This window comes from Extibacter sp. GGCC_0201 (assembly GCF_017566055.1).
Taxonomy (GTDB): Bacteria; Bacillota; Clostridia; order Lachnospirales; family Lachnospiraceae; genus Extibacter.
Window position 1 is genome coordinate 66995 of record NZ_JABFCH010000002.1, and the last position, 21245, is coordinate 88239.

Below are 21245 nucleotides of genomic sequence, written 5' to 3' on the forward strand. Positions count from 1 at the left end.
TCTCACGCAGCCAGCGTTCATCCGCTGGCCAGTAACGACACACAGCCGCCCTTGCCCTTGTTAGTAAAGTAGATAGCGGGCGGGGAGCCGGGTGGGAGATGCGCAGGTGTAAGCGGTAGAGGCGGAGAATCCGCCCCGGAATCCTTAGTTTGCGGGAGAGGAGCTGCTATCAGCGACTCTGCCGCAAAGTTAGGAGGCCGTGGGCTAGTCGGAGCCTCGTACGCATCGGAGCAGATGCCACCCGGCTCCCCGCCCGCAGCCACTTTACTTCCCCCCCCACTTTTGTTCTGATATCCATAGGCCTGCCAGGGTCAGCAGCATGCCGATACAAGACTTTATTGTAATCTGCTCTTTCAGCACGATTACAGAGGCAGTCACGGTGATGACAGGCACGAGGTAGATGTAGACGCTCGTCCTTACTGCTCCGAGGATCCGTACGGCAGCGTTCCATGTGACGAAGCAGAGCGCGGAGGCTCCCAGTCCCAGGAAGAGCATGTTTCCGAGACTGATTGGACTTATCAGCGCTTTTAGGTCTGGAGTGAACCCAGAGAAGAGCATCACCGGGACCATGAACATGATACCGTAGAAGAAGACTCTTCTAGTCGTTTCTATCGTGGAATATCCGAACCCGGAGATTTTCTTCGTAAGTACAGAATAGCAGGCCCAGATGAAAGCAGCCAGCAGCGCAAGGAAGTCTCCGGTCGGGTTCAGGCTTGCACTTCCGTCCGAAAAGCTGATCAGGCTGATTCCGGCCATGGCAGCCACGAATCCAAGAAAAAATGGTATGCCGAGTGGTTCCTTCTCCCGTGAGACGAGCCGCGTAAGTATGGCAGTGAAGAACGGGGCTGTGGAGATGATAACCCCCACGTTGGATGCCTGTGTCATTGTCAGGGAGATGTTCTCCAGCAGATAATAAAGGCAGATGCCACACAGGCCCGCGAGGAGAAAGGTTCCTTCCTGCTTTCTGCTTTTTAGCGGCATAAGCTTTGGCCGGACGCACCAAAGTGCGATGTAGCCGATGATAAACCGGATAAATAATATCTCGATAGGTGTAAAGTCTTTAAGCAGCACCTTTGTGGAAATGAAAGTAGTGCCCCAGATAAGTATGGTTATAAAGGCGGCCAGATGGCCTTTGGCTCTGTTTGTCTCTGACATGTCTGTTATCGTTCCTCTCTCTTGCCTTTGTATGTATTCTTTGCCGGCGCATCCTTGGATGTGCCGGTACCTCAATCTGTAAATATCCGCTGGTACTGCTTGGGAGTAAGGCCTGTAAATTCCCGGAAGAAGTTTGTAAAGTGGCTCTGGTCCGAGAATCCGGCCATATCGGACGCATCGATAGGCGGTACGCCCTGTTCCAGAAACTTCTTGGCCCGTCCAAGACGTACGGTCTGGAGATAGCGGTATGGGGAGACACCTACCTGTCGGGTAAAGGACCTTATGAGATATGATTTCCCGAAGCTCGTCATAGTAAGCAGGTCATCCAGAGTTATGTTATCGGCGAAATGTTCGTCCATATAGCTGCAAAGCGTCTGTATCTGCGGATTGGGATGTATAATTTCCACCTCATCAAAAGGTGCGGCATAGTCTTCCAGAACTTGATGGAGCAGGAAGAAGAATGCCTCCTCCCTTTCCAGGCGCGGACCGCCCTTTAATATGGCGTCATACAGTCTTCCGAGCGATTGGGTGATATCGCTCTGGTACACGACGTTTTGGGTGAAATGCGGGACAAACGGCTTCCCTGTGATTTCGGACGCGGCTCTTTCCATGATATCCGTAGGGATGTTGACAGCCCGGTAATCCAGTATCTCGCCTCCGAGGGGCGCGCAGTAATGGTTGTCGTTAGGGTTGAACAGGATGAGGTCCCCGGCTGTCAGGTCGTACTCCTGTGCCTTGCACCAGAGATGCCTCCTGCCGCCTTCCACGAAGCCGATGACATAGAATTCGTGAAAATGGTTGGGGAATTTCTGGACGATTCCACTTAAGTTGTATGCTTCTATCTTCAAATCGCGGTCGTAGTATACGTGCCGCTGTTCCTGCTCTCTTGGCATTATATTCCTCCCTGATGGCGCTTCTGATGTACTGATGATATTTTAACACATCTTCGGAAAGTTTTCTTGAATGATGTGACACTTATGTTATACTTGGTAAAAAGGAGGATGTGAATATGAGATATGAGATCCAGGGCGAGACGCTTCCGGTTGTCATCTGCCAGCTTGAGGCCGGGGAGAGGATGATTACAGAAGGCGGAGGCATGGCATGGATGTCGCCCAACATGCTGATGGAGACGACGACCAACGGTGGAATCGGGAAAGCGTTTGGGCGGATGTTCACCGGTGAGAAGATGTTCCAGAATATCTATACGGCTCAGGGCGGCGAAGGCATGATTGCATTTGCATCAAGCTTTCCGGGCTCAGTGGAGGCGTTTGAAATCGGGCCGGGGCAGGAGATGATATTGCAGAAAAGTGCGTTTCTTGCGGGAGAGGCAGGAGTGGATATGTCGGTGTTCTTCAACAAGAAGTTCAGTTCAGGACTGTTTGGAGGAGAGGGGTTCATCATGCAGAAGGTAAGCGGTCGCGGCATGGTATTTGCCGAGTTCGACGGGCATGTGATTAATTACGAACTCCAGACGGGGCAGCAGATTGTAGTAGATACCGGCCATCTGGCAGCGATGTCTGCCACTTGCAGCATGGAGATACAGAGTGTTCCGGGCGTGAAGAACATGCTGTTTGGAGGCGAGGGCATCTTTAACACCGTCATTACAGGACCGGGTAAAGTCTGGCTTCAGACGATGCCTATCAGCAATGTAGCGGGTGTGCTCAGACCGTATCTTCCGTCATCAGGCTCGTAAGCCTGGCGGAACAAATCATAAGATGGGAGCAGGATATGACAGAGAAGGAATTGATGTTATCAGAACAACTATACCTTGCAGGTGACGAAGAACTTACGAGAGAGTTCATGCGGGCCAAGCGGCTTACACGGCTGTATAACAGTACGACTGAGGAACAGATGGATTACCGCGCGCAGCTTCTGAAAGAACTGTTCGCAAAGACAGGAGAGAATCTGCACATCGAACCTACCTTCCGCTGTGATTACGGCACGAACATCTCCATAGGAGAGAATTTCTATGCCAATTACGACTGTATCATCGTAGACGTATGCAGCGTTACGATAGGAGACAACGTATTCTGGGGGCCGCGGGTATGCGTCTATACCGCAGGGCACCCGATTGACGCAAACGTGCGCAGTACACAGCTGGAATTCGGCAGGAAAGTATCCATTGGCAGCGATGTGTGGATAGGCGGCAATACGGTCATCAACCCGGGAGTGAGCATCGGAGATAATGTAGTGATAGGATCCGGCTCTGTAGTGACGAAGGATATCCCTTCCGGAGTGATAGCAGCGGGCTGTCCGTGCAAAGTGCTGCGTAAGATCAATGAGGACGACAGGATATACTGGGAAGAGCAGGAACAAAAGTACAAAGCCAACAAAAGAGATTAGAAAGAAGGTACGGTAAAGATATGATGAGAGATCCGGTTCAGACGATAGGCAATCTGATAGATAAAAGCAATCTGAACGTTGTCAACTACATAGATGAGGAGGGGTATCCCGTCAGCAGAGCCATGCTTGCGCCAAGGGAACGTGATGGGATCCGGACCTTCTGGTTCACGACGAATACATCATCTAACAAGGTGAAGTGCTATCGGGAAAATGCACAGGCAAGCATATATTTTGTCGATAAGCGGTTCTACCGCGGCGTATGCCTTATGGGGACGATGGAGGTGCTGGAGACGGCGGAAGCGAAGGAAAGGATCTGGCGTGACGGAGATACGATGTATTATGAAGAAGGCGTGACGGATCCGGACTACTGTGTACTGAAGTTCACGGCAGTAAAAGGGCGGTATTACAGCAATTTCCATTCGGAGGATTTTGGGATACAATAATGGATAAATACGAAGTTCTAAAACAATATTTTGGATATGACGAGTTCCGGGACGGACAGAATGAGCTGATTGACAGCATCCTCGAAGGAAGAGACACGCTTGGCATCATGCCGACCGGTGCCGGCAAGTCGCTCTGCTATCAGATACCGGCACTCCTGATGCAGGGTATTACGCTCGTCATATCACCGCTTATATCACTGATGAAAGACCAGGTCGAAGCGCTGAATCAGGCAGGGGTCCATGCGGCGTATCTGAACAGCTCGCTTACTCTGAACCAATACCACACGGCGCTGCGGTACGCGAAGGAAGGACGGTATCCCATCATCTATGTGGCTCCTGAGCGGCTGGATACGGGCGAGTTCCTGGACTTTGCCCTTCATACGGACATCTCTATGGTGGCGGTAGACGAGGCGCACTGCGTATCACAGTGGGGACAGGATTTCAGGCCCAGCTATCTGAAGATCGTAGACTTTATCGAGCAGCTTCCTATGCGTCCTGTGGTGAGCGCGTTTACCGCGACAGCCACGAAGGAAGTCAGGGAGGATATTGCAGATATACTGCAGCTTCAAAATCCTCTTGTCACTTCTACCGGTTTTGACCGTCCGAACCTGTACTTTGCGGTATACGCCCCGAAGGATAAGCTTGGGGCCCTGATGAACTATGTAGAGCGGCACAGAAATGAGAGCGGCATCATCTACTGCCTGACACGTAAAAATGTGGAGGATGTGTGCGGCAGGCTTAAGGAGGCGGGATTCTCTGCCACAAGATACCATGCGGGCCTCGGTGACCAGGAACGGAAGTCGAACCAGGAAGACTTCATCTATGACCGCTCAGATATCATGGTGGCGACAAATGCATTTGGCATGGGGATAGACAAATCCAACGTCAGATATGTAGTGCACTACAATATGCCGAAAAATATGGAGAGCTACTATCAGGAGGCAGGAAGGGCAGGAAGGGACGGCGAAGCATCCGAGTGCATCCTTCTGTACGGCGGCCAGGATGTGGTGACGAACCAGCTCTTTATAGACAATAACAAGGAGAATGATCAGCTGGATGAGCTGACGATGGAGATTGTAAGAGAGAGGGACAGGGAGCGCCTGAGGAAGATGACGTTCTACTGCTTTACAAACGAATGCCTCCGGGACTACATTCTTCGTTATTTTGGAGAGTACGGGAGCAACTACTGTGGTAACTGCAGCAACTGCCTGTCGCAGTTTGAGACGGTGGATGTCACAGAGAGCGCAGCTGCTATCATCAGCTGCGTATCATCCTGCCGGCAGCGCTATGGCGTCAATGTCATACTGGATACCGTGCATGGCGCGAAGACGGCGAAGATCCGCCAGTACCATATGGATAAAAATCCACAGTATGGGGCGCTGGCTAAGGTCCCTGCCTACCGTCTCCGGCAGATTGTCAACCATCTGCTGCTCGGAGAATATCTCATGCTGACGACGGACGGCTACAGTATCGTTAAGCTGACCGCCAGATCAGGACAGGTACTCGACGGGGAAGAGCAGATTACGATGAAGATGCCCAAGGAGGCAGAGAAGGAAACGAAGAGCCACAAGAAGGCAAAGGGCGGAAAGACAAAAGCGGCCGGGCTTTCCGCGGCAGATGAGCCTATGTTCGAGAGGCTGAGGGCACTCAGGATGGAAATAGCAAGAGAAGAAAAAGTGCCCCCGTATCTCGTGTTTTCTGACAAGACACTTGTCCACATGTGCGTGGAGAAGCCGGCAGATAAGCAAGGTATGCTGTCTGTCTCCGGAGTGGGAGAGTATAAGTATGACAAATACGGCGAACGGTTTTTGGAGGAGATACGGAAGCTCCGGTAATATGCCGGCGTATGCTGAATAAGGCTGAAATCTAAAGGCCGTGTGCGAGAAGAAATTTTTCGAATTTCTTCTCGCCGAATATTTCATTCGTTATGAATTCTCCGTCATAATAGAAGCTGTACGTCGTAAAAGGAGAAGGCGCCTCCTGAGCCTGGCGGGCTGTCTCCAGCTTGTGTACCGCAATGGAAGTCCCATGCACTCTGGCGATGTCCTGGATAAGAGGGACATACTTAAAAGTATGAGGACATTGGCTCGTGTAGTACAGGACCATTCCCTTTTCTTCAATCCTTCCAGATGTGGCACAGCCCTTGAATTTTGGCACAGGCGAAGTATCTGAAAAAGGAAGATAGTAGAGCACGAAATACGGGCTGGCAGTATCGGCAGCGGTAAAGCCTTTATACTTCATATAGTCCGGGTCTGGCAGATAGCTTCTTTTTTTCTCAGAGGCGATAATCGTGATGCCGCATTTCCCCTTTTCCTTTGCATCTTCGATGCATTGATGGAGCAGCTCGTTTGAATATCCCTTCCCCTTATACTGTCCCGATATCCAGAAACAGTTGATGTGCATGTACCCTGGTGCGTCAATCGGATACCAGGCATTTTCGGCAGGCATGTATTCGATAAAAACTTTGCCTCTTACGTCTGCTTTCAGAAACACAAGCCCGTCCGGCAGGTTCTCTTTCATCCATGCCTTTTTGGAAGAGACGCAGTTTTCCCCTTTCTTGTCTGCGATACAGCAGCAGATATGCTCTTTCTCTATATTTTTCTCGTCAACAGTTATAAATTCCATCTTTTAATCTCCTTTTAGTTGTATTTGCTCTATTGTAACAGATGTAATCTGACAACGCTTGTCAGGTTTCCTGCAATTATTTGAGTCTGCTGCTTCCGGCTGTATCTTATGCGTCTGATCCTGTATCTGGCGACATAGATATTGTCGGCCTGGACATTTACCGATATAATGGAATCAGCACGAAAAGAGAGGGTAGAGAATATGTATCATGTTGCTATCTGTGATGACGATATGCTGGTGCGGATGCTCATCCGCACAGCGGTAGAAAGGTCCGGCGCAGAGTGCCTGATTAGTGAATTTGCCGACGGGACAGACCTGATAGACGGATATGAGGGATATGATGTGCTATTCCTGGATATCGATATGCCTGAGACAGACGGGCTGGAGGCGGCCGCCGTAATCAGAAGGACAGACCACGCCGTCAGAATCATCTATGTCACCGGCTATGAGGATTATATGAGCCGTTCTTTTCTTGTACACCCGTTTGCATTTCTTCTAAAACCTGTGGATGAGGAGGAGATCAGGAGCCAGTTCATAGAGGCATGTGACTATGGCAAAGAGAGAGGACGGGAGGGGCCCCTTCATTTCGCTGCCTGCGAAGGTGTGTTAGAAATGGATGTGTATGATATATATTACATGGAATATGTGGGGCGGAAGATACGCATGGTGACAAAGAACGGGGAATATTTTCTGAGGGGAAAGATTACCGAACTGGCGGAGCGGATGGAAGCATATGGTTTTGCTGCCCCACACAAGAGCTTTACCGTGAACCTTTACCATGTAAAGTCAATCAGAGGATATGATATCCATATGATGAACGGTGATATCATACCACTGTCACAAAAACGATCCGCACAGTTCAGGGGACGGCTTAGCAGACGGCAGGCAGAATATATCTAGTCAGGAGGAACGCAGGTGGGCTTTATAGAATCAAGTATGTGGAACAGCATTCTGGCTATGGCTGAAACGGTGGTACTCACTGTCTGTACATGGTATTTTATGAGCCATACGGAACAGAATATAACGAAGCCGGCTAGGGGAAGGCTGCTTGCATTTTCCGTGTTCTGGGCCGGATACGCGGCATTGTCTTACGGTTTTAGCTATTCTTCCTGGGGCAATATTCCAGCCATACTGTTCATGGCAGCCGGGTCGATGTTCATCGGGCATAAGTTATATAACAGCAGGAGGATGTACCTGTTCTATTACTTCCTCTATCCGGTCACATATGTCCTGATGCAGATATTCGTCATCTATCTCGTGTATGGGTTTATCATGTCCCAGTGGGGTATGTTCGTGTTTGATTACTATTCTGCCAACATTGCCCTCATTATCAAGCAGCTGGCGGCCCTTTTACTGACCGGGGTGTGGGTGGCGATGCTGAACCGCAGGCAGTTCGAGGACGTGTCGGGCTTCCAGTTTGCCGGACTTTTTCTTCCTCCGCTGATCAGTGCATTTATCATCGCGTCACTCATCGTGCTTGGCAATGTTTACATACAGTTGTACGGAGCGTATCTGGTTATTATGGATATATGCTTCCTGGTGTTCATGAATCTGTATATCCTGTATCTGTTTTCCTATCAGTCCAGGAACAGGAAGCTGAAGGAAGAGCTGAAGACGTTCCAGAGACAGAGCGAGATGCAATACCATTATTATGAAAAGCTGGAAGAGAAGTACGAGTCGTCAAGAAAGCTGATTCACGATATGCGCAACCATCTCCAGTCGATAGAGGCGCTCTGCCAGATGAGCAGAAGTGAGGCAGGCAATGCCTATGCCAGGGATATGCACAGAATGCTGGACAGCTTCGCACAGCGTCAGTACACGGACAGCCATATGCTGAATATCATATTGAATGACAAGGCGGAGACGGCCAGGCAGAAGAACATACGCATGGAAGTCAGTATAGGCAAGATACGGCTTGGGCATATGAAGGACATGGATGTGACGACCGTATTTGCCAATCTTCTGGATAATGCGCTGGAGGCGGCAGAAAGGTCAGGAGATAAGAGATATATTACTGTTAAGGCAGATTCCTTCCGTGAATTCAGCGTTGTTAAAATATGTAATTCATATGACCCTGCGGCGGATAAAAACGGGAAAGATTCTGTACACAGAGGGATTGGACTTGGTAATGTTCGACAGACGCTGAAGCGCTGCGGGGGCGGCATGGATATTGAAGAAAAGGACCGGGAATTTGCGGTTAGCATTACGATACCGGGCCCGGAAGGAGATGCGGCTGAAACAAGATGAAGATAGTGATTGGGAATCAAAATGGAGGAGGAGACAAGATGAAGAGCTTTTTTGTAGTGATTGGTGTTGCATTACTCATAGGGAGCATCTCAGGCTGTGCAAAGAGCCAGAAGCTTTCCGAAGATTATGACGAAAATGAGGTGAAGAAGGCGGCGGAAGAGGTGATCGGCTTGGTGAACGCGGGAGAGTACGAAAAGCTGGCAGAAGAGAAATGGAGCGCACAGCTTAAGTCGGCACTTCCGGCAGAGACGATGGTCAGCGAAGTGCAGCCTGTCATAGAAGAGCTGGGGGCATTTAAGAGCTATGGGGAGGAGGCGGTGGCCGGAAGCGAAGATAAAGATACGGAGCAGGAATTTGCGGTGGCTGTCGTCAAGGCTCAATATGAAGAACGCAAAGCGCAGTATACGATTTCGTTTGATAAGAATATGAAAGTGGCTGGTTTTTTTATTAAATAGAAAGGGATGAACTATGTATATATTTTTGTTCTGCATGGTCCTGCTGACTCCGGCCGTTGTGGCACTGATTGGATGCATATGGAGGAAACATCCCCCCGCTTCGATAAATCTGGCATATGGGTATCGGACAAAGAGGTCCATGATGAATAAAGGGACATGGATCTATGCACATAAATGCTGTGGGACCGTGTGGTGCAGAGGAGGCATCATTCTGCTATTGCTGTCGGCGGCAGCTATGGTGTTATTGAAAGACAGAGACTATGAGACTGCGTCTATGTATATTGTAAGCGTTCAGCTCGTGGCTGTCTGCCTGTCTATCGTGCCGGTCGAATCATCGCTTAAGAAGCACTTTGATGAATATGGCAGACGTATATGGTAACAGGTATAAATTGAGGGACTGGGTAAAACCAGCCCCTCTTTTCCGGCTAGCCATTAGATATTAAACATGTATCGGCAGAGGTTATGTTATACATTTTGAACTTCATTTGCTATAATATAGGATAAGGTATATTGCAGAATTGTATTTTTATAGAAAGCAGGTGCCGGGATGATTAAGAATAAAAGTATAGATAATGGCAGAGAATTTGACTGGGGACGCACCTCAGAAGATTACGCGTTACAGGCATAGACATATCAGCGGACCAGATTGGACAGGCGAAGGCCTTGGCAGAGGAATCTGGGATGAAGATAGAGTTCTGCTGTGTACCTGTGGAGGAGAGCCATTTTCCAAACAACCATTTGGCGCTGTAACAGCAGGCCAGAGCGAACAGCTTATCTTGAAGTACAATCCTGAATGGACAGGCTGCAATGAGATGAGACATCCGATAGCGGTACCGGACATTTATCATGAGTTTTTTACAATAGAAAATGAGGATGTGTTCGATGTGCACGTACCTTTTACAAGAAAGAGCTGGAATGGCAGGATGAAAGCATGCCGGGGCATCATATTCAAGGGGGTAAGAAGGAATGAAAGAAAAGAAAGGCATCATTATATTAAGTGTGGCAGCCCTGATATTTAGCGTACTGTCGACAAGCATAGGCTTTGGACTTCTGGGAGATTCAGGACTCAGCTTTCTGCTTCGGGTACTTTGCGGATTCTGCTTTATCGTGACGCCATTGCTGATCATACAGCTTATCATCTCTGTATTTAAGAAGGATAGATGACAGGAACAAGGATGGATGAGGTATGTCGGATGATTCGGAAGATGAAGAAGAAAGACTTGGATAAGGTGATGGAGATCTGGCTCGATACGAATATCAAGGCCCACAATTTTATCCCAAAGAGCTATTGGGAGAACAATGCCCAATCCGTGCGGGAGATGATTTCAGAGGCAGAGGTCTATGTGTATGAATCGGATGCAGATGGAGAGATTCAGGCATTTGCAGGAGTATCCGGCAGTCATATCGCCGGCTTATTTGTGGATGGCGCAGCCCAGTCAGGTGGGATTGGGAAAGCGCTTCTGAATTATTTGAAGGATAAAAGGCCGGCATTGGGATTATGCGTGTATGAGAAAAATGAGCGTGCCGTCCGTTTCTATAAACGCGAAAAATTCCAGGCTGCATCAGAAGGCATCGATAAGGATACCGGAGAAAAAGAGATTATAATGACGTGGGATGCCCGAAGCGGTGCATAGCGGCAGAGAAAGCAGGATAGGACATGAACAATACAGAGATCAGAACAATGTTGAAAGAGATGGCAGAACCAGAATTCCAGAAGTTTTCCAGCTCACTTATACCCGAGATTCCCTCAGGCAGCGTCATCGGCGTCCGCCTGCCCAGGCTGCGCAAACTGGCAAAACAGATAGCGAAAGAAGACTGGCGCACATATCTTCAGACGGCATCAGACGCAAGCTTTGAGGAAATCATGCTCCAGGGTATGGTAATCGGTTATGCGAAAGCTGGAATACAGGAGATACTAAGCTGCATAGATGCATTTCTGCCCAAGATAGATAACTGGTCCGTTTGCGACAGCTTCTGTACAGGGCTCAAGATAACAAAGGAACACCCGGAAGAGATGTGGGCATACATACAGACAAAGCTTAGGTCCAGGCGACCGTACGACATCCGCTTTGCAGTAGTCATGCTAATAGATTATTATATCGACGGCGTATATATCGAGCAGGCATTATCAGCCATGGAACAGATACACGAAGACTCATACTATGTAAGAATGGCTGTAGCCTGGGCAGTGTCCATGTATTACGTATACGATCCGAACTATACGGAGACATTTCTGCGGCATACGGCCTTAGACGATTTTACATATAACAAAGCACTTCAGAAAATATGCGAATCGAGGCAGGTGACGAAAGAAACAAAAGAAAAAATTCGGGGGATGAGGAGGAAATTTTCATAGGGGTCAGACCCCTGTGTTGAAAGGGGTCTGACCCCTATGAAAATTATGGAAATAGTCAGTCAATTTGCAGAGGGTAAAATCTTGTCTCCTCTCATTGGATCTGCGCTTCCGGCACCAGTTAGACATTCATATCTTTTAAGGAACGAATCAGTTCAATATCCTCAGCCATGAGCCTCAGATTCGAAGTATAATTCTGCCCATCGGGCGTAGACACCGCAATTTCAACAACGGTCCCTTCTGTAAGTGCATGTTCAGAGACGGCTTCCAAAAATAAAGGAAACTTTGGATGCCTGGCTTTAAACTTTTCCAATTGAGTTTTCAGCTGCTGTAACAGAGCAATGGAATTTAAATTCATTCTTTTATTACCTCCACATTTTATCAGTCTGGTCCAGGTCCTGCGTATACCTGATATCGCTACAACTATAGCGGATTTGCCGGTAAATGTCAAAGCGGAGGGCCGGTGAAAATAAAGTGGGCAGGACTATAAAAATGTATTGGATCCATACAAAAAATAATGTAGAATGTTAGGAAACTGATTGATTATGATATGACAAAGAGGAGGCCTGAAATGAAGATAGATATTCCTGATTACAAAGTGTTAGACTTGAAGTATCTGGTACTCGATTACAACGGCACAATCGCAGTGGATGGAAAGATTCCACAGGGAGTGAGGAAACAAATCAAAGCCTTAGCGGAACAAGTCGATGTCTATGTGCTCACAGCGGATACATACGGGAGCGCGGAAGAAGAATGTGCCGGACTGCCTGTGAAGATAGAGACGTTCCCGTCCGGGAATGCGATGGCAGCCAAAGATGCGATTGTGGAATCCCTTGGCAGGGAAAACTGTGCATGTATGGGGAATGGAAGAAATGACCAGCTCATGTGCAGGATGGCGGCGTTATCTATCGCTGTAATGGATTCGGAAGGCATGTGTGGCAAACTGATCAGGGAAGTGGATGTATGTGTCCGCTCGATTGAAGAAGGCCTTGAGCTGATGCTGAACCACAAGCGTCTGATAGCAACTCTGAGAGGGTAGCCTGCCGCCATGATACATAGCCCGACACAGAAAAAACACATTATCATCATATTTTTACCAAATGATCCGTATATAGTAAATGTTGAATTTACTGAGTACGGTGCGGGCAAGTGTTTGTGTCCGTGCGCCGCGCCGGCACAGGATGACAACTGCGACAGAAAGGGTGAAATATATGAAGAAAAGAATTGTCTGTGTTCTGGCAGGAACGCTCATTACCGCTATGGCCACTTCGGGATGCCAGAAGGGCAGTACGGAAGAAAAGACGGAAACATTATATGGGGAGATTGCAGAAATAGACGGAGACAAGATTACGCTGGCACTCGCAGAGGAGCCTGAGATGGGAGAGGCTCCGACAGGAGAAAAGCCGGATAAGGAATCTGTATCAGACGGTGAAGCTCCGGAAGGTGAAGTCCCGGACGGCGAAGCTCCTGGCGGAGGAGATATGCCGCAGGGTGGTCCGGGAGGAATCAACCTTACAGGAGAAGAGCAGACAATCACAACAGACAACGATACAAAGATAGAAAAGACGAGCCCTAAAGGTGGAGAACCTGGGAACGAGGAGGGCACTAAGGAGGATGCAGACGCACAGGCAGATACAAAAGAGGCGTCCCTGGATGATCTCAAAGAAGGAGATGTCGTATCCGTAGAGATACAGGGAAAAAAAGCAGCCAGCATTACGATTCAGAACATGGGCAGCATGTCAGATGCAACGACTGGAAACATTGAACTTACGGGTGTGTATACGGTTGATGGAAAAGAAGAGATGTCGGACACAGAGACATATGCTTCTACAAATGCAGATGAGAATGCCGTGCTTGTTAAAAACGGAGGAGCCCTTGAGCTTACCAACACTGAGCTTCATAAGTCCGGCAACAGCAGCAATACGGATGAGAGCAACTTTTACGCCGTAAATGCAGTCCTGGCTGCAGCCGGTGGAAGTACAGTAACGATGAGCGATATTGCTTTGACGTCAGATGCAGAAGGATCGAATGCAATCTTCGCTACGGGAGAAGATTCAAAGATTACCGTAAATAACGTAAAGATTCATACGAAGGGGAACTCGTCAAGAGGGCTGGATGCCACCTACGGTGGCAGCGTGATTGCGACGAACGTAGATATTACGACGGAAGGCGCACATTGTGCCCCGATTGCCACAGACCGTGGAGAAGGGAACATAACAGTGGACAGCGGTACGCTTTCAACGGCAGGAGAAGGAAGTCCGTGCGTCTACTCTACAGGGAACATTACAGTAAAAGGAGTGACAGGAACAGCAGCAGGAAGCCAGGCAGCAGTCGTAGAGGGCAGGAATTCGATTACCCTTGAAAAATGTGATCTGACAGGTGCCGGCGAGAACGGCGTCATGCTCTATCAGAGCACGTCGGGAGATGCGGCGGAAGGGACCGCCAAGTTCTCCGCATCAGACTCGAAGCTGTCGTCTACGTCTTCGGGTCCGATGTTCTACATTACCAATACGGATGCGGAGGCTACACTTGATAATACTGAGCTGGCTTATAACAGCGGTATCCTTGTCAGAGTATCTGGAAACAATACGAACAACTGGGGAAAAGAAGGCTCCAACGGCGGGGATTTCAAGCTGAACGGCGTCAATCAGAAACTGACCGGTGACGTGGCGTGCGATGAGATAAGTACGGTAGAAGTAAGCCTTACGAAAGGAAGTATCTTAAAGGGTACGGTCAATGGTGAGAATACCGGCAAAGAAGTACGGATCAGCCTGGATAAGGATTCCAGGTGGGAACTTGCCGGAGATTCTTATCTGACGTCAATCACTGACAAGGACAAGGATCTGGAAAATATAGCTTCTAATGGCCATAACATATATTATGATGCGTCAGACAGCGCAAACGAATGGCTGGACGGGGAAACGGTCGAACTAAATGGCGGCGGTTCTTTGACACCGGCAGCCTGATCTGCCGGATGTAGATAAGGCGCCATGGATTGGTTCTCTTAAAGGGCATACAGAAATTTATAATGAGGAAGTGGCCCGGCTGTGTTATAATCTGCTTATGGATACTGGCATCAAAGACTATTGAGAGGTGATTATATGGCAAAGTACGTAATGGCGCTGGATGCGGGGACGACGAGCAATCGATGCATTCTGTTTGATGAAAAGGGTGGGATATGCAGCGTGGCCCAGAAAGAATTTACCCAGCATTTTCCAAAACCAGGATGGGTAGAGCACGACGCGGATGAGATATGGTCTACGCAGCTTGGAGTGGCGGTGGAAGCCATGAGCAAGATTGGGGCAGAGGCGGCAGATATTGCTGCCATCGGGATTACGAACCAGAGGGAGACGGTCATCGTATGGGACAGAGCTACCGGTGAACCGGTGTACCATGCAATCGTCTGGCAGTGCCGGCGTACGGCGGAATACTGTGACAGCCTGAAGGAGCAGGGATTGGAAGAGCTTTTCCGAAAGAAGACAGGCCTGAAGATCGATGCTTATTTTTCTGCGACAAAGATTAAATGGATACTGGATCATATACAAGGGGCGTTAGAACGTGCCCGGCGGGGAGAGCTGCTGTTCGGTACGGTAGAGACATGGCTCATATGGAAGCTGACAAAAGGGCGGGTCCATGTGACTGATTATTCCAATGCGTCCCGTACGATGCTGTTTAATATCAATACGCTGGAATGGGACAGTGAGATTCTGGAGCTGATTGGCATTCCGAAGAGCATGCTGCCGGATGTGAAGCCGTCAAGCTACGTATACGGCGAGGCAGATGCCTCCTTTTTAGGCGGGGCCATACCGATAGCCGGAGCAGCGGGTGACCAGCAGTCAGCACTGTTCGGGCAGACATGTTTTCTGCCGGGAGAGGCGAAGAATACATATGGCACCGGATGCTTTCTGCTTATGAATACAGGTGAAACGCCGGTGTTTTCAGAGAACGGCCTGGTGACGACCATTGCATGGGGACTGGACGGCAAGGTATATTACGCTCTGGAGGGATCTATATTCGTAGCCGGAGCGGCCATCCAATGGCTGCGTGATGAACTGCGGCTGATCGACTCCTCGGCAGATTCCGAATATATGGCGAAGAAAGTACCGGATACGAACGGGTGTTATGTGGTACCTGCATTTACGGGGCTTGGAGCACCGCATTGGGACCAGTATGCTAGGGGAACGATGGTAGGGCTGACGAGAGGCGTGAACAAGTATCATATCATCCGGGCGACACTGGAATCGCTGGCCTATCAGGTGAATGACGTGCTGAAGGCCATGGAGGCTGATTCGGGCATACATCTGAGTGCGTTGAAAGCAGACGGCGGGGCGAGCGCTAATGACTTCCTTATGCAGACACAGGCGGACTTGAGCGGGGCGCCGGTCAACCGTCCACGATGTGTGGAGACGACAGCTATGGGGGCAGCCTATCTTGCCGGACTGGCGGTTGGATATTGGAAAGATAAAGAAGATGTAGTAAAGAACTGGGCAATAGACAGAACATTTGAACCTCAGATAGCGGAAGAAGAGAGGGCAAAGAGAATCAAAGGCTGGAACAAGGCGGTAACATATGCATATAACTGGGCCAAAGACGAGGAAGAGGAAGGCATATGATGTATGATGCAGTAATAATAGGAGCCGGTGTATCCGGCTGCGCGATAGCACGGGAACTGTCCATGTATGAAGGAAAGTTCTGCGTGCTCGAGCGGGAAGAAGACGTATGCTGCGGGACGTCCAAGGCCAACAGCGGCATTGTCCATGCGGGACATGATGCCGTTCACGGAACTTTAAAGGCAAAGCTTAATATCCGCGGCAATGAACGGATGGAACAGCTTGCGCAAGAGCTGGACATACCGTTCGTGCGCAATGGCTCGCTTGTCGTATGTACGGATGAACGGGACAGAGCAAAGCTGGAACAGTTGTATGAGAATGGGCAAAAGAATAAAGTGCCCGGGTTAACGATACTTTCCGGTGAGGAAGTACGAAAGTTAGAGCCCAATATTACAGAGGCGGCAGTCGCGGCGCTGTATGCTCCCACCGGCGGCATCATATGCCCTTTTGAACTGAATATTGCCATGGCAGAAAATGCGTGTGCAAATGGCGTTGACTTCAGGTTCCAGGCAGAGGTGACGGAAATCAGGAGAAGTGCAGGCGGGTATGAGGTTGTCGCGGGAGGCTGTACCTATGAAACGAAGGCCGTCATTAATGCTGCGGGAGTGTATGCGGATGTGTTCCACAATATGGTTTGCAGCGAAAAGATTCACATTACACCGCGAAGAGGTGAATATATGCTGATGGATAAGCAGGCAGGCGCGCATGTAAGGCGGACCATATTTACCGTGCCTGGTACATATGGCAAGGGAGTGCTTGTCACTCCTACGGTGCACGGAAACCTGATTGCAGGGCCGACCGCACAGGACATTCAAGACAAGGAGGCGACAAAGACTACCTTGGACGGGTTGGAGGAAGTGCGGAAAAAAAGTAGCCTGACGGTCCGGGATGTACCGCTCGGGCAGGTCATCACCTCTTTTTCGGGATTACGGGCTCATGAACGAGGGGGAGACTTCATAATCAGAGAATCTGCGGAGCGGTTTTTTGACTGTGCAGGCATCGAATCCCCCGGCCTGACGAGCTGTCCCGCCATCGGCGAGATGGTGGCAGCGATGACGGCAGACCGGCTCGCCCTCCGCAAGAAGGAGGACTTTATCACCAGGCGGCGGGGAATCCTTAAGCCAGATACGCTGTCGGACGAAGACAGGAATGAACTCATGCAAAGAGACCCGGCTTATGGCAATATCGTCTGCCGCTGTGAGATGATAACAGAAGGAGAGATTCTGGATGCAGTCAGAAGGCCCCTCGGGGCAAGGACGATGGATGGCGTCAAGCGGCGCACAAGAGCCGGAATGGGGCGGTGCCAGGGCGGATTCTGTGCTCCGAAAGTGATGGAGATACTGGCGCGCGAGCTTGGAGTGGGCCTGCTTGATATAACGAAGTCCGGGGGAAAATCCACCATGCTTACAGGCAGAGATAAGGAAAGATTATAGGAGGGCGTGACATGCAGGAGTATGACATCGTGATAATCGGCGGGGGTCCGGCAGGACTTGCGGCCGCTCTGTCTGCAAGAGAGCAGGGGATTGGAAGTATACTTATACTAGAGAGGGACCGTGAGCTTGGAGGTATACTGAACCAGTGCATACACAATGGATTTGGGCTCCATACGTTTAAGGAGGAGCTGACCGGACCGGAGTATGCGTACCGCTATGTTGAAAGAATCAATGCAGCAAAGATTGAATACCGGCTTCATACGATGGTGATGGATATAGAATACAAGGATGACGGAACGAAGATAGTAACGGTAATGAACAGCCGTGATGGGATGAGGCATCTCTGCGCACGTGCGGTTATACTTGCCATGGGATGCAGAGAGCGTCCCCGGGGCGCCCTCAATGTTCCCGGATACCGGCCTGCTGGAATATACACGGCCGGAACCGCACAGCGGCTGGTGAATATGGAAGGATTAATGCCGGGGGAGGAGATTGTCATTCTGGGGTCCGGAGACATCGGTCTGATTATGGCAAGGAGAATGACTCTGGAGGGAGCCAGGGTGAAGGCAGTAGCAGAGATTATGCCGGAATCCGGCGGACTAAAGCGGAATATCGTGCAGTGTCTGGAAGATTATAATATTCCCTTGAAACTGAGCCATACGGTCATAGATATCAAAGGGAAAGAACATATCGAAGCTGTGACGCTTGCGAAAGTAGATGAGGAGAAAAGGCCCATACCGGGAACAGAGGAAGAGTACAGTTGTGACGCTCTGCTTCTGTCGGTAGGGCTGATTCCCGAAAATGAGCTGACAAGAGGACTCGGTGCAGCCATAGATGGACGGACAAATGGCCCGAAAGTGGACGGGCGGCTGGAGACGACGGTGCCGGGCGTATTTGCATGCGGCAATGTCCTGCATGTCCATGATCTTGTGGATAACGTATCCCGGGAGGCGGCAGAAGCCGGTAGATATGCCGCAGAATTTGTAAAAGGAGAATCAGAGCATGGAGACAATAGAGATGACCTGCATCGTCTGCCCTAACGGCTGCGCCCTGAAAGTTCAGGCAGAAGATGGGGAGATTCTGGACGTTGTGGGCAATTCATGTATGCGCGGTTATGCGTATGCCCAGACGGAGGTGCAGAATCCGACACGTATGCTGACGTCTACGGTGGATGTGATTGGAGGAGAACTTCCACGTGTGTCGGTAAAGACGCGGAAGGAAATTCCAAAAGGCAAGCTGATGGAGTGCGCAAGGCTGTTGAAAGGGGTGGCGGCAAAAGCTCCGGTGAATATAGGAGACGTGGTCGTACACAACATAGCAGAAACGGGAATTGACATAGTGGCGACTGTTAATGTGCCCAAGAAAACTTCATTTTTATAGACAATTATATAAAAATATACTAAAATAGTCTTATCGACGTCAGAACAGAGTAAAGGAAGGGAATCAGTTATGGAAAAAAATGTTATCGTAGGACAATCAGGGGGGCCGACTGCGGCCATTAATTCAAGCCTTGCGGGCGTATACCGCACGGCAAAGGACCGCGGAGCCAAGAAAGTATTCGGTATGCTTCATGGTATACAGGGACTGCTGGAAGAACGTTATATCGATCTTGCGGACCACATCAAGACAGAACTGGATGCAGAGCTGCTGAAAAGGACACCGGCCGCATTTTTGGGTTCCTGCAGATTTAAGCTGCCGGAAATCCATGAGGACAGGGAAGTATATGAAAAGATATTTTCCATTCTTGACAAATTAGAGATAGAAGCATTTATCTATATCGGCGGAAATGACTCTATGGATACGATAAAAAAATTATCAGATTATGCAATCATCACGGGGCATCCGACCAGATTCGTCGGCTGCCCTAAGACGATAGATAATGACCTGGCGCTGACAGACCACACCCCGGGATATGGGAGTGCGGCAAAGTACATCGGTACATCGATGAAAGAGATTATCCGGGACAGCTTCTGCCTGGAGTATAACAAAGGTCTTGTTACGATAGTGGAAATCATGGGACGTAATGCCGGATGGCTCACAGGCGCGGCGGCATTGTCCAAGGGAGAAGACTGCGAAGGGCCTGATCTCATCTATCTGCCGGAACTGCCGTTTGACATCAGGAAGTTTGGGGAGAAGGTGCAGAAGCTGCTCGGAAAGAAGCCGTCCGTCGTGGTTGCTATATCAGAAGGTATCCGTACAGAAGAGGGTAAATATGTATGTGAGCTTGGCAACAGCGTAGATTTCGTAGATGCATTCGGACACAAACAGTTGTCTGGAACCGCAGCTTTTCTTGCGAACTATATTGCCGGAGAGCTTGGCTGCAAGACGCGGGCTATAGAACTCAGCACATTGCAGCGCTCAGCATCGCACGCGGCGTCCCGTGTTGATATACTCGAAGCCTACCAGGTAGGCGGCGCGGCCGTCAAAGCAGCCGATGAAGGGGACTCCGGGAAGATGGTCGTACTCCAGAGGCTGTCTGACGATCCATATCAGTGCGGAACAGAAGTAAAAGATGTACATAAGATTGCAAATGATGAGAAGCTTGTACCGAGGGAGTGGGTGAACAAGGAAGGCACGTATGTTACAAATGAGTTCATCTCTTACGTAAGGCCGCTCATCCAGGGCGATGTGTCACCGGTTATGGTAGATGGTATCCCGAGACACCTGTACCGTCCGATAGAGCTGGTAAGAAGATAAGAAGAGCAATTATGCCTTGCGGGTTAACTGAAGTGGCTACGGTCAGGGAGCCGGGTGGCATCTGCTCCGATGCGTCCGAGGCTCAGACTAGCCCACGGTCTCCTAACTTTGCGGAAGAGTCGCTGATAGCAGCTCCTCTCCCGCAAACCAAGGATTCCGGGACGGATTCTCCGCCTCTTCCGCTTACACCTGCGCATCTCCCACCCGGCTCCCCGCCCGCTATCTACTTCACTTAACAAGGGCGAGGATGGCCGTGCGGCGTTACAGGCCAGCGGATGAACACTGGCTGCGTCAGTTGAATGATAAAATATCGCAAGCCTAATGTGAATAACACAAAGAGCAGATGAATGATAGGAGTTTTGCTAGTCCATATGAATCAGGCTGGCGAATATGTTCGTTGTTAAGCATTTGCAGCGAGGCGTACACGTCGTTGCTGCAAGAAGAGCCGGAATCAGGCAGAGGATGTCATCAAATATGACATCCCCGTACCTGATTCCGGCTCTTCTTATATTAGGATATCTCTTCGGCAAAGGGCTTAGCTTGCTTAGCCCTTTATCACTATGCTGACATAACCAAATCCCTTTCATCAGCCAATAGTGTTACACAGCCGCCCCCGCCCATGCCAGTAAAGTAGATAGCCGAGGGGGAGGTATGGGACAGATGCGAAGGTATAAGCGGAAGGGACTTAGGAATCTGTGTGATAGTCGCAGTTCCCGGACGCATCGCAGCATCTGCCCCCTGCTTCCCCATCGGCGTCTACATTACTTAACCCCTAATTACTTTTCTGTTCTCGTGAAGCTTTGGAGAAAAATGGAAAAGGGGCTTGTGTTTTTGTACAGAATCGGTTATCATATGTATTACTCTATAATATCTCAGTATTTTAA

Annotated in this window: 22 protein-coding genes and 1 pseudogene; 19 read left to right on the forward strand and 4 right to left on the reverse strand. The window is 49.7% G+C overall.

Going from position 1 to position 21245, the window contains the following annotated elements; translation table 11 throughout:
* Positions 1-264: 264 nt before the first annotated feature.
* A complete protein-coding gene (locus HJV72_RS01625) occupies positions 265-1155 on the reverse strand; it encodes a DMT family transporter (protein WP_208068161.1) in 891 nt (296 codons plus the stop codon).
* A 71-nt stretch (positions 1156-1226) separates the two neighbouring features.
* Complete coding sequence (locus tag HJV72_RS01630) at positions 1227-2048, reverse strand: AraC family transcriptional regulator (RefSeq protein WP_208068162.1); 822 nt, start codon at positions 2046-2048, stop codon at positions 1227-1229.
* 116 nt (positions 2049-2164) lie between these two features.
* Between HJV72_RS01630 and HJV72_RS01635 the strand changes: the two genes are divergently transcribed.
* From HJV72_RS01635 to recQ, 4 genes are read left to right on the forward strand one after another with little or no spacing between them, the layout of a single operon-like run.
* Positions 2165-2848, forward strand: coding sequence for a TIGR00266 family protein (locus HJV72_RS01635; RefSeq protein WP_208068164.1), 684 nt, complete (start codon positions 2165-2167; stop codon positions 2846-2848).
* A gap of 35 nt (positions 2849-2883) precedes the next feature.
* Positions 2884-3498 carry a sugar O-acetyltransferase gene (locus HJV72_RS20280; protein ID WP_208068166.1) on the forward strand — a complete coding sequence of 205 codons (615 nt, stop codon included), beginning with the start codon at positions 2884-2886 and terminating at the stop codon, positions 3496-3498.
* A 23-nt stretch (positions 3499-3521) separates the two neighbouring features.
* Positions 3522-3941, forward strand: coding sequence for a pyridoxamine 5'-phosphate oxidase family protein (locus tag HJV72_RS01645; protein ID WP_334299331.1), 420 nt, complete (start codon positions 3522-3524; stop codon positions 3939-3941).
* Positions 3941-5776: a DNA helicase RecQ gene (gene recQ / locus HJV72_RS01650; RefSeq protein ID WP_208068171.1), complete on the forward strand. Its 1836-nt coding sequence runs from the start codon at positions 3941-3943 to the stop codon at positions 5774-5776. The genes HJV72_RS01645 and recQ overlap by 1 nt, the downstream gene beginning before the upstream one ends.
* Positions 5777-5807: 31 nt before the next feature.
* Here the strand turns inward: recQ and HJV72_RS01655 are convergent, their stop codons facing one another.
* The gene (locus tag HJV72_RS01655; RefSeq protein ID WP_208068173.1) at positions 5808-6566 is read right to left on the reverse strand and encodes an N-acetyltransferase; all 759 of its coding nucleotides are present in this window, start codon (positions 6564-6566) and stop codon (positions 5808-5810) included.
* A gap of 201 nt (positions 6567-6767) precedes the next feature.
* On the opposite strand from HJV72_RS01655, the gene HJV72_RS01660 reads away from it, so the two are divergent.
* The 8 genes from HJV72_RS01660 (at position 6768) to HJV72_RS01695 (ending at position 11624) form a co-directional block, all read left to right on the forward strand.
* On the forward strand, positions 6768-7466 hold the full coding sequence (locus HJV72_RS01660) for a LytR/AlgR family response regulator transcription factor (RefSeq protein ID WP_208068175.1): 699 nt from the start codon (positions 6768-6770) through the stop codon (positions 7464-7466).
* Between the two features lie 15 nt (positions 7467-7481).
* Complete coding sequence (locus HJV72_RS01665) at positions 7482-8813, forward strand: sensor histidine kinase (protein ID WP_208068178.1); 1332 nt, start codon at positions 7482-7484, stop codon at positions 8811-8813.
* Between the two features lie 38 nt (positions 8814-8851).
* The gene (locus HJV72_RS01670; RefSeq protein WP_208068180.1) at positions 8852-9268 is read left to right on the forward strand and encodes a DUF3887 domain-containing protein; all 417 of its coding nucleotides are present in this window, start codon (positions 8852-8854) and stop codon (positions 9266-9268) included.
* 34 nt (positions 9269-9302) lie between these two features.
* Positions 9303-9647: an SdpI family protein gene (locus tag HJV72_RS01675; RefSeq protein ID WP_256435903.1), complete on the forward strand. Its 345-nt coding sequence runs from the start codon at positions 9303-9305 to the stop codon at positions 9645-9647.
* Between the two features lie 193 nt (positions 9648-9840).
* The gene (locus HJV72_RS20115; protein ID WP_330618731.1) at positions 9841-10287 is read left to right on the forward strand and encodes a hypothetical protein; all 447 of its coding nucleotides are present in this window, start codon (positions 9841-9843) and stop codon (positions 10285-10287) included.
* Positions 10235-10432: a hypothetical protein gene (locus HJV72_RS01685; RefSeq protein WP_066579774.1), complete on the forward strand. Its 198-nt coding sequence runs from the start codon at positions 10235-10237 to the stop codon at positions 10430-10432. The genes HJV72_RS20115 and HJV72_RS01685 overlap by 53 nt, the downstream gene beginning before the upstream one ends.
* Positions 10429-10902 (forward strand): GNAT family N-acetyltransferase, encoded by a 474-nt coding sequence (locus HJV72_RS01690; protein WP_243765485.1) that lies wholly within the window; start codon positions 10429-10431, stop codon positions 10900-10902. Before HJV72_RS01685 ends, HJV72_RS01690 begins: the two co-directional genes overlap by 4 nt.
* Before the next feature lie 23 nt (positions 10903-10925).
* Positions 10926-11624: a DNA alkylation repair protein gene (locus HJV72_RS01695; protein ID WP_208068184.1), complete on the forward strand. Its 699-nt coding sequence runs from the start codon at positions 10926-10928 to the stop codon at positions 11622-11624.
* Between the two features lie 118 nt (positions 11625-11742).
* On the opposite strand, the gene HJV72_RS01700 is transcribed toward HJV72_RS01695, so the two are convergent.
* Positions 11743-11979 (reverse strand): hypothetical protein, encoded by a 237-nt coding sequence (locus HJV72_RS01700; protein ID WP_208068186.1) that lies wholly within the window; start codon positions 11977-11979, stop codon positions 11743-11745.
* Positions 11980-12192: 213 nt separating this feature from the next.
* Here HJV72_RS01700 and HJV72_RS01705 point away from each other — a divergent pair, with 213 nt between their 5' ends.
* The 7 genes and pseudogenes from HJV72_RS01705 (at position 12193) to HJV72_RS01735 (ending at position 20361) form a co-directional block, all read left to right on the forward strand.
* Positions 12193-12660 (forward strand): HAD family hydrolase, encoded by a 468-nt coding sequence (locus tag HJV72_RS01705; RefSeq protein WP_208068188.1) that lies wholly within the window; start codon positions 12193-12195, stop codon positions 12658-12660.
* A gap of 172 nt (positions 12661-12832) precedes the next feature.
* The gene (locus HJV72_RS01710) at positions 12833-14587 is read left to right on the forward strand and encodes a hypothetical protein (protein ID WP_208068190.1); all 1755 of its coding nucleotides are present in this window, start codon (positions 12833-12835) and stop codon (positions 14585-14587) included.
* Between the two features lie 135 nt (positions 14588-14722).
* The gene (glpK, locus tag HJV72_RS01715) at positions 14723-16234 is read left to right on the forward strand and encodes a glycerol kinase GlpK (RefSeq protein WP_208068193.1); all 1512 of its coding nucleotides are present in this window, start codon (positions 14723-14725) and stop codon (positions 16232-16234) included.
* Positions 16234-17664 carry an NAD(P)/FAD-dependent oxidoreductase gene (locus HJV72_RS01720; protein WP_208068382.1) on the forward strand — a complete coding sequence of 477 codons (1431 nt, stop codon included), beginning with the start codon at positions 16234-16236 and terminating at the stop codon, positions 17662-17664. The genes glpK and HJV72_RS01720 overlap by 1 nt, the downstream gene beginning before the upstream one ends.
* Before the next feature lie 11 nt (positions 17665-17675).
* Positions 17676-18683, forward strand: a pseudogene (locus HJV72_RS01725) (NAD(P)/FAD-dependent oxidoreductase); the annotation flags it as partial.
* Positions 18667-19044 carry a DUF1667 domain-containing protein gene (locus tag HJV72_RS01730; protein ID WP_208068196.1) on the forward strand — a complete coding sequence of 126 codons (378 nt, stop codon included), beginning with the start codon at positions 18667-18669 and terminating at the stop codon, positions 19042-19044. The pseudogene HJV72_RS01725 and the gene HJV72_RS01730, both read left to right, overlap by 17 nt.
* Positions 19045-19113: 69 nt before the next feature.
* Positions 19114-20361 carry a 6-phosphofructokinase gene (locus HJV72_RS01735; protein ID WP_049730122.1) on the forward strand — a complete coding sequence of 416 codons (1248 nt, stop codon included), beginning with the start codon at positions 19114-19116 and terminating at the stop codon, positions 20359-20361.
* Positions 20362-21245: the final 884 nt, after the last annotated feature.